The organism is Albidovulum sp. (genome assembly GCF_049646345.1).
Lineage (GTDB): Bacteria > Pseudomonadota > Alphaproteobacteria > Rhodobacterales > Rhodobacteraceae > Albidovulum.
Window position 1 is genome coordinate 1 of sequence record NZ_JBARVQ010000307.1, and the last position, 8,088, is coordinate 8,088.

The following is an 8,088-nucleotide window of genomic DNA, read 5'->3' on the forward strand; positions in this document are numbered from 1 at the left end:
GGCCACTGACCTCACGAGCGAGCGGGACTTCGCACGGCTTGTGCCGCAGGACCTTGCCGCGGTCCATACAGCGCGCATCGCCTTTGAAAACCCGACGACACCGGAAACGCTCATGCGGATGCAGCCGGGCCTGACCCGTTCGGCGGATCTGATCCTGCCGGACATCCAGCTCGATGCGATCTGCTACAGTTGCACCGCCGCCTCGGTGGTGATTGGCGATGAGGCTGTAACAGCCGCAATTCACGCCGCACGCCCCGGCGTGCCCGTCGTCACACCGACCGGGGCGACGCGGGCCGCGTTCCGGGCGCTCGGCGTTCAACGCATCGCCATCCTCACCCCCTATCTGGTCAAGACCAGCCAGCCGATGGCGGCCTATTTCACGCGCCACGGGCTAGACGTTACCCGGCTGCATTGCCTGGGTATGGAAGATGATCGCGAAATGGCGCGGGTCAGTCGCGATACCATCGTCAGCGCGGCGATTGCCGTCGATACGGCCGAGGCCGAGGCTTTGTTCATCTCCTGCACGGCGCTGCCGGCGCTTGGGGCGGTCGCCGAGATCGAGGCGCGGACCGGCAAGCCGGTCGTGACCTCAAATCAGGCCAGTATTTGGGCCATGCTTCGCCATGCCGGGCTTGGCGACACTATCGAGGGTTACGGGCGTCTGTTCAGCCATAGCCTGCCTGCCAGCGGCATCGGAGATGCGGCATGATGGCCCCGGACCAGATCGGGCTGGACGCGATCAGAGCTGCGCGCAAGGCGATTGCCGCAACGATCCGGCAGACACCCGTCTTACCATCACCGGACCTGACGGAGCTCTGCGGTGCGCCAGTTCATCTGAAGCTGGAGCATCAGCAGGTGACCGGCAGCTTCAAGCTGCGCGGCGCGACCAATGCCGTGAGCCGCCTGACCCCGGACCAACAGGCACGGGGCGTCGTCGGCGTTTCGACCGGGAACCACGGTCGGGGCCTTGCCTATGCCGCGCGTGAGGCCGGGGTACGCTGCATCATCTGCATGTCCGAACTTGTGCCCGCGAACAAGGTCGATGGGATCAAGGCGCAGGGCGCCGAGGTGCGGATCATCGGCCGCAGCCAGGACGAGGCCCAGCAAGAGGTCGACCGTCTGGTCGCCGAGGATGGCATGGTCATGCTGCCGCCCTTCGATCATCCCGACATCATTGCCGGGCAGGGCACGGTCGGTCTGGAGATCCTTGAGCAGGTGCCCGAGGTCACGACCGTGCTTGTTCAGGTCTCGGGCGGCGGGCTGATTTCCGGCGTCGCGGCTGCCCTGAAGGCGCAGCGCCCGGATATCCGCGTCATTGGGATCTCGATGGAACGGGGGGCGGCCATGCATGCCTCGCTGGCGGCGGGCCGCCCGGTCGAGGTGGAGGAACTGGCGACGCTGGCCGACAGTCTTGGCGGCGGCATCGGGCTGGACAATCGCTACACATTCGCGATGACCCGCGATCTGGTGGATGAGATGGTGCTTGTCAGCGAGGCGGAGATCGCGGCGGCGGTAAAACACGCCTACTGGAAGGAACGCCAGATCATCGAAGGTTCCGGCTCTGTCGGGATCGCGGCGCTGCTTGCGGGCAAGGTAAGGCCCGGGGGGCACACAGTTGCGCTGCTCAGCGGCGGCTATATCGACATGGGCCTGCATTATCGCCTGATCTCGGGCGAGGTTGTGGATGTTTCGTAAGGAGCGGACATGCCAGGGATAAAGATACTCAGCGAAACGGATCTGCGCGGTGTGGTAAAGCTCGACCTCGACGCGATTGCCTGCGTCGAACAGGGTTTTGTGGCGCTTGCCGAGGGCAAGGTCGTGATGCCGCCGATCCTGTCGATGGCCATCAAAGAACATAATGGCGAGGTCGATGTAAAGACCGCCTATGTTCCCGGTCTGGATGCTTTTGCCATCAAGATGAGCCCCGGTTTCTTCGACAATCCCAAGATCGGCCTGCCGACGACGTCTGGCCTGATGATCCTCCTGTCGGCGACGACAGGGCAAGTCGAGGCGCTGTTGCTGGACAATGGCTATCTGACGGATGTGCGCACAGCGGCGGCGGGTGCGGTGGCCGCGCGGGCGCTCGCGCGCGAGGATGCATCATCGGCCTGCATCGTCGGTTCAGGGATGCAGACACGGCTGCAGCTAAAAGCGCTCTGCCTTGTCCGGCCGATCACCTCGGCGGTGATCTGGGCGCGAGACGCAGCCAAGGCCGAGGCGGCAGCGAAGGAACTGTCGGCCGATCTCGGGATTTCCGTGAAAGCATCTGTCGATCTTGCCGGTTCGGTCTCGGGCGCTGATGTGATCGTGACCACGACGCCTGCCTCCAACCCACTGATCCGCGCCGAATGGCTGCGCCCGGGCCAACATGTGACGGCGATGGGATCGGACCAGCACCACAAGGGCGAGCTTGAGCCTGCCTGCCTGACCCGCGCCGATCTTTATGTGCCTGACCGCCAGAGCCAGACAGCGATCATGGGCGAGCTGCGTGGCGCTATCGCCGCCGGACTGGTCCCGTCTGACCGCACCTTCGCCGAACTGGGCGACATCGTCGCGGGCAAGGCCCCGGGCCGCACTGCACCCGATCAGATCACCATCGCCGATCTGACCGGCACTGGCGTTCAGGACACCGCCATCGCCACCTTTGCCCGCAATCGCGCCAATGCGGCTGGGATCGGCACCAATTTCACCAGCTAACAGCGAAAGTAACCGCACATGACCATGGCCACGCTTTACTTCACCCGGCAGGAATACGCCGCTCGCATCGCCAAAACCCGCAAAGCGATGGCGGCGAAGGGCGTCGACCTCATCATCGTCTCGGACCCGTCCAACATGGCCTGGCTGACGGGTTATGACGGCTGGTCGTTCTACGTCCACCAATGCGTGCTTCTGGGGATGGAGGGTGACCCGGTCTGGTTCGGCCGGGGACAGGATGCTAACGGCGCCAAGCGCACCGTCTTCATGTCGCACGACGACATCATCGGCTATCCCGACCACTACGTGCAGTCGACCGAGCGGCACCCGATGGACTACCTGTCGGACCGCATCGCCGAACGCGGCTGGTCCAAAGCCCGGATCGGCGTCGAGATGGACAATTACTGGTTCTCGGCCGCCGCCTATGGGTCGCTGCAAAAGCACCTGCCAGATGCGCGCTTTACCGATACGACGGCACTGGTGAACTGGCAGCGCGCGGTCAAGTCGCCCCAGGAACTGGATTACATGCGTGTCGCGGGCAAGATCGTCAGCAAGATGCACCGTCGGATTTTCGAGAAGGTTGAGCCGGGAATACGTAAATGCGACCTCGTGGCCGAGATCTATGATGCGGGCCTGCGCTATGACGCGGGGATCGGCGCGGGCGGGGATTATCCCGCCATCGTGCCGCTCTTGCCCTCGGGCGCAGATGCAGCGGCACCGCATCTGACATGGGATGACAAGCCGATGCGGTCGGGCGAAGGCACGTTCTTTGAAATCGCAGGCGCCTATCACCGCTATCACTGCCCGCTGTCGCGGACCGTCTTCCTCGGCAAGCCAACCCAGACTTTCCTTGATGCCGAAAAGGCCGTGCTGGAAGGGATGGAAGCCGGGCTGGAAGCGGCGCGGGCGGGCAATCTTTGCGAGGATATCGCCCACGCCTTCTTCGGTGTCCTGAAGAAATACGGGATCACCAAGGACAACCGCACCGGCTATTCGATCGGCACTTCCTATCCGCCAGACTGGGGCGAACGCACCATGAGCCTTCGCCCCGGTGACAAGACGGTGCTGGAGGAAAACATGACCTTCCACTTCATGACCGGCCTCTGGATGGAGGATTGGGGGTTTGAGATCACCGAAAGCATCGTCATCGGCAAGGGCGCGCCCGAGCTGTTGGCCGATGTGCCCCGGCAGATGGTGGTGAAAGGGTAAACCGATGAAACCGAACCCGATAACGCCCACGATCCCGTTCGACCGGGACGGCGCCCATCATGGTTTTCTGCGCCTGCCCTACAGCCGCGACGACAGCGCCTGGGGCTCGGTGATGATCCCGATCACGGTGATCCGCAACGGGGACGGGCCGACCGCACTGCTGACCGGCGCCAATCACGGCGACGAATATGAAGGGCCGGTGGCGCTTATGGATCTGGCGGCAACGCTTGATCCGACAGCGATCACCGGCCGGGTGATCATCGTGCCGGCCTTCAACTATCCGGCCTTCCGCGCGGGCACGCGCACATCGCCCATCGACAAGGGCAATATGAACCGCTCCTTTCCGGGTGCACCGGACGGCACCGTCACCCAGAAGATTGCAGATTATTTCCAGCGCACGCTGGTACCGATGGCGGATATCGTGCTTGATTTCCATTCGGGCGGCAAAACGCTTGATTTCCTGCCCTTCGCTGCTGCCCACGTGCTGACGGACAAAAAGCAGGAGGCCGCCTGCGTCGCCGCGATGCAGGCCTTCAACGCGCCCTATTCGATGATGATGTTGGAGATCGACAATGTAGGCATGTTCGATACCGCCGTCGAAGATATGGGCAAGACCTTTGTCTCGACCGAACTTGGCGGTGGCGGGACAGCCACGGCGCGCTCGATCGGTATCGCGAAGAAAGGGGTGCGGAACCTTCTGATTCACGCCGGTATCCTCAAGGGTCAGCCCGTGGCCGGACCCACGATTCAACTGGATATGCCAGATGGCGACTGCTTCCACTTCGCGGAAGCCGACGGGATGATCGAGCCATTGGCCGATCTTGGCGACAGCGTTGAAAAGGGCCAACCACTTGCCCGGATCTGGGCCTCCGACCGGACCGGGGTGCAGCCCGCAACCATCACCGCCAAACGCGCGGGCCTTTTGACCGCAAGGCACTTCCCCGGCCTTGTCAAGTCCGGCGATTGTGTTGCGGTCATCGCCGTTAAGGTTTGATCGTCAAGAACCGTCTGACGGCAGCGCCCAACCGCGCTGCCGCTCAGTCGATTCGCTTGACAATGACCTCGTTCAATCGGCACTTGAGGGTGGGTTCGATTTCAACGGCGCCGGGAACGGCATGTGGGCGAAGCAGAATGGATCGCATGGCAAGTACAACAAGCGCCTAGAAGGATTGCTCAAAGACCTGACCGATGCAAATCCTGACGCAACGCCCGAACAGGCCAGGGATTTGCTGGAAGGTCTAGTCGACCGCGCCAAGAAGGAAGCAACGAAAAAAGGAGGGGTGGTGGATTGATTTTCGTACCGGCAACGAGCGCTTACTGGTTACATGCAAAGGACGGTCAGGGCCCCCTCCATTACCGGACTAAGGACGCCCTCAAGCGCTTCGCGCGGCAGCCTTCGCAGCCCCCGCTGAGGCCGCTCGTCCGGGGACAGATGGAGCTGACTGACCTGCCCCGACCACCGCAGGTCATGGAGCTCACCTCGCCCTACATGCTCTTGCTGGGCAGCGATATGCTGGCAGGTTGCGGCGGTGCGTTTCTCGAAGATTGCATAGTGGCCGAAGCCGAATTCGACCGGATCGGGCGCTTTGCCGCGGTTGATCTGGGCCTCCTTGAAAGCAAGTTTCTCGCCCGGATCGATTTTCCGCGGTCCGAGATAATGACCGACGACTTGGTCCGCATGTTTGGGCCCCGCGCAGCAGATTGCGATGCCGAGCGGTTCAGTCTGGCCTCAGCAGACGAGTTTGCAGCCAGGAAGAAGGCGGTCGGGTTCTATGTCGTTCTCTATGCGCGCAAGCTCATGTTGAGGGAGCCTTGGCCAACGAAGTTCTTCTCATTCGACAAGGTGCTCTATGCCTCGACCGAGCTGGAGTTCGACGCATGCGGACTGCAGCGCGAAGCTTGCACCTGCGAATTGGCCGAACAGTAAGCAGTCGGGACAGATGCCATACAGCGGCTGTACAGAGACCCGACCCAAACCCGACGCCCCCACAGCGCTTTCCCTCACCCTCAGCCGCCATCCGACCAGCACCCCAACGGCGAGCAGGTCGAGCAACTGCTCTCGCTCTCCACACCCCGGGAGACCAAGGGCTTCATCGGCGAGCGCTTCGACAGTGACGCCGGGCTTTCCTACCTCAACGCAAGATACTACGACCCCAAACTCGCCATGTTCATCCAGCCGGACTGGTGGGAGGTCACCGAGTCGGGGGTGGGGACCAACAGGTACGCATACTCGTTCAATGATCCTGTCAATGGGAAGGATACTGGTGGGAATGTGACAACCGTAACCGACAAGGGGGACAATGACCTGTTTTCCTTGAACGATGGGAAGGAAGAAGAGACGCGTATCACCTCTCAAGAAGCTTACGATGCCGGAATACATTGGATGGAAGAAGATGCTGATAACTTCATGGAATTGCTAGACATATCGCCAAGCTTTGCGTCACATCCAGGTGTCAAGCACTTCACATGGGGTGACATTGCATCCTTTGCGGAGATTGACCGTACTGCAATTATCTTCAGAAGCGGTATGGCAGGCGACTGGAAAGCTTCGCCGGATGGCGCAGACGGGTATCGACTTTCCGATGTCGAGGGTACCCCCTATTGGTCCGATGCTCTTGGACAGATTCCCTTTGCGGCTGATACGTACCGGGGATACCGTACTCAAGGCTATAGCCACGCAGTGGCGGCAAGGTTGACGATAAGGCGAGGGAGCGAGTTTGCCGACGGCAGTGTTCTCAAGGGCTTGGCGGGAATGTTAGGTCTCAGGGCACCGGATTCTAGCAATTCATATGACAATGCCATGATTAAACACGTGGTTGATAGAGCGGAAGTTCGATGGAGCGTGAAGGTCACGTACGCGCCGGAATATAGTAATGTGTACTCAATCAGAACAAACCTTAATCATGACTACCGAGGGTTATCTTTCCGATGAGAAACGTCCTTCTGATTTCGATTCTGTCTTTGGTCAATGGAGTGGCTTTGGTCATTACGGATTATTTACTGCAGGAATTTATTAGCAGCCCACGTGATATTAACTTCGGAATTACAAAGATATATTTGGCGGTTACCAGTTTCTTTGTATTTCCAGCCATATGTGCGATTGGACTGTACAATGTTAATTTTTCCATCGCTCTATTTTTTGCAACATTTTTTTTAAGTTTCCTATTTTTTTATTCTAAGCCTCACAGTTACTATTATATATACTTCTTTACTTCTTGTTCACTTCCGGCATTTGGCTTGTATATGTTTTTTATTAAGAATACGGTCTCAAAGAGACTACGATAGGGAGCCTAAAGCTGATCTTCAGCTAGGTGTTTAGTCCCAAGGTGTGGTGGTCTACCAATCTGTGACCATCACAAGGATGCCCAATGGGACAATTTCTTCACAGCAGCAAGCCGTAAGGCGGGGTTCCACTCAGCCATTCTTGTCGCGCAGCTATAGCCACAGGGCACGCATCAGCCCAAACCCGCCCCGACACCTGTCGGGACGGATGCCATACACCGGCTGTACGGAAACCCGACCCAAACCCGACGCCCACACAGTGCCCCCTCACATCCCCACCTTCACCCAAACCCGCACGCCGCTGAGCGGCCCGACGTAACCCACCCCCGCCCGGATCGCCGCCGCAGCTTCTTCTGGCTCACCTGCCAGCTCTGCCGTTCCAGCATCACAGGCACGCGCCGATAGCCGATCCGACGGCGCTCTGCCGCCTCGGCCCTCATTGCCTGACGCAAGTCGGTATCGTCAGATCGCATGCTGCGATAGCGCACGCTCGACCGATTGGGTCTAAGATCAGCATCACACTAGCCATGAAGCTGAAAATGGCCGTTAATCTCTACGGATGCACCCCTTTACAAACGGGGGGATTACCCACGGCTATCCTCGCTGAACCGGTCGATCTCGCTTTACCGCCTGGCATTCTGGCGGCCACGACAGGACGATCTTATGGCGCGGTTGGCGTCCTGTCGGGCTACTATCCGACGGGAATCGCTGTGGTATTGGCGCTTTTGTTGGCCTGGAATTTGGACAGCAAAAAGCCCCGCGGAAGGCGGGGCGTAAAACATTTATTTTATAGTGTTTTTTGGTTGCGGGAGTAGGATTTGAACCTACGACCTTCAGGTTATGAGCCTGACGAGCTACCGGGCTGCTCCATCCCGCGCCAATTGGGTCACCCCGGACAGTCAT

The 8,088-nt window shown here is 60.0% G+C and carries 8 protein-coding genes and 1 tRNA gene; 8 read left to right on the forward strand and 1 reads right to left on the reverse strand.

The window, feature by feature from the left end:
• The 8 genes from WBB85_RS07790 to WBB85_RS07825 form a co-directional block, all read left to right on the forward strand.
• Window positions 1–709, forward strand: a 709-nt coding sequence (locus WBB85_RS07790; protein ID WP_432638055.1) for an ectoine utilization protein EutA, incomplete at its 5' end; no start/stop codon positions are given.
• Window positions 706–1,695: a hydroxyectoine utilization dehydratase EutB gene (eutB, locus tag WBB85_RS07795; protein WP_432638056.1), complete on the forward strand. Its 990-nt coding sequence runs from the start codon at window positions 706–708 to the stop codon at window positions 1,693–1,695. The genes WBB85_RS07790 and eutB, both read left to right, overlap by 4 nt.
• 9 nt (window positions 1,696–1,704) lie before the next feature.
• Window positions 1,705–2,697, forward strand: a complete 993-nt coding sequence (gene eutC / locus WBB85_RS07800; RefSeq protein ID WP_432638057.1) for an ectoine utilization protein EutC — start codon at window positions 1,705–1,707, stop codon at window positions 2,695–2,697.
• 18 nt (window positions 2,698–2,715) lie between these two features.
• Window positions 2,716–3,903, forward strand: a complete 1,188-nt coding sequence (gene doeA, locus WBB85_RS07805) for an ectoine hydrolase DoeA (protein WP_432638058.1) — start codon at window positions 2,716–2,718, stop codon at window positions 3,901–3,903.
• 4 nt (window positions 3,904–3,907) lie between these two features.
• The gene (gene doeB, locus WBB85_RS07810; protein WP_432638059.1) at window positions 3,908–4,897 is read left to right on the forward strand and encodes a N(2)-acetyl-L-2,4-diaminobutanoate deacetylase DoeB; all 990 of its coding nucleotides are present in this window, start codon (window positions 3,908–3,910) and stop codon (window positions 4,895–4,897) included.
• Between the two features lie 121 nt (window positions 4,898–5,018).
• Entirely contained in the window at window positions 5,019–5,195 is a 177-nt protein-coding gene (locus WBB85_RS07815; RefSeq protein ID WP_432638060.1) for a hypothetical protein, read from the forward strand.
• A 140-nt stretch (window positions 5,196–5,335) separates the two neighbouring features.
• Window positions 5,336–5,830 carry a hypothetical protein gene (locus tag WBB85_RS07820; protein WP_432638061.1) on the forward strand — a complete coding sequence of 165 codons (495 nt, stop codon included), beginning with the start codon at window positions 5,336–5,338 and terminating at the stop codon, window positions 5,828–5,830.
• Between the two features lie 126 nt (window positions 5,831–5,956).
• Window positions 5,957–6,835, forward strand: coding sequence for an RHS repeat-associated core domain-containing protein (locus WBB85_RS07825; RefSeq protein ID WP_432638062.1), 879 nt, complete (start codon window positions 5,957–5,959; stop codon window positions 6,833–6,835).
• Window positions 6,836–7,985: 1,150 nt separating this feature from the next.
• On the opposite strand, the gene WBB85_RS07830 is transcribed toward WBB85_RS07825, so the two are convergent.
• Window positions 7,986–8,062, reverse strand: a tRNA-Met gene (locus tag WBB85_RS07830).
• Between the last annotated feature and the right edge of the window lie 26 nt (window positions 8,063–8,088).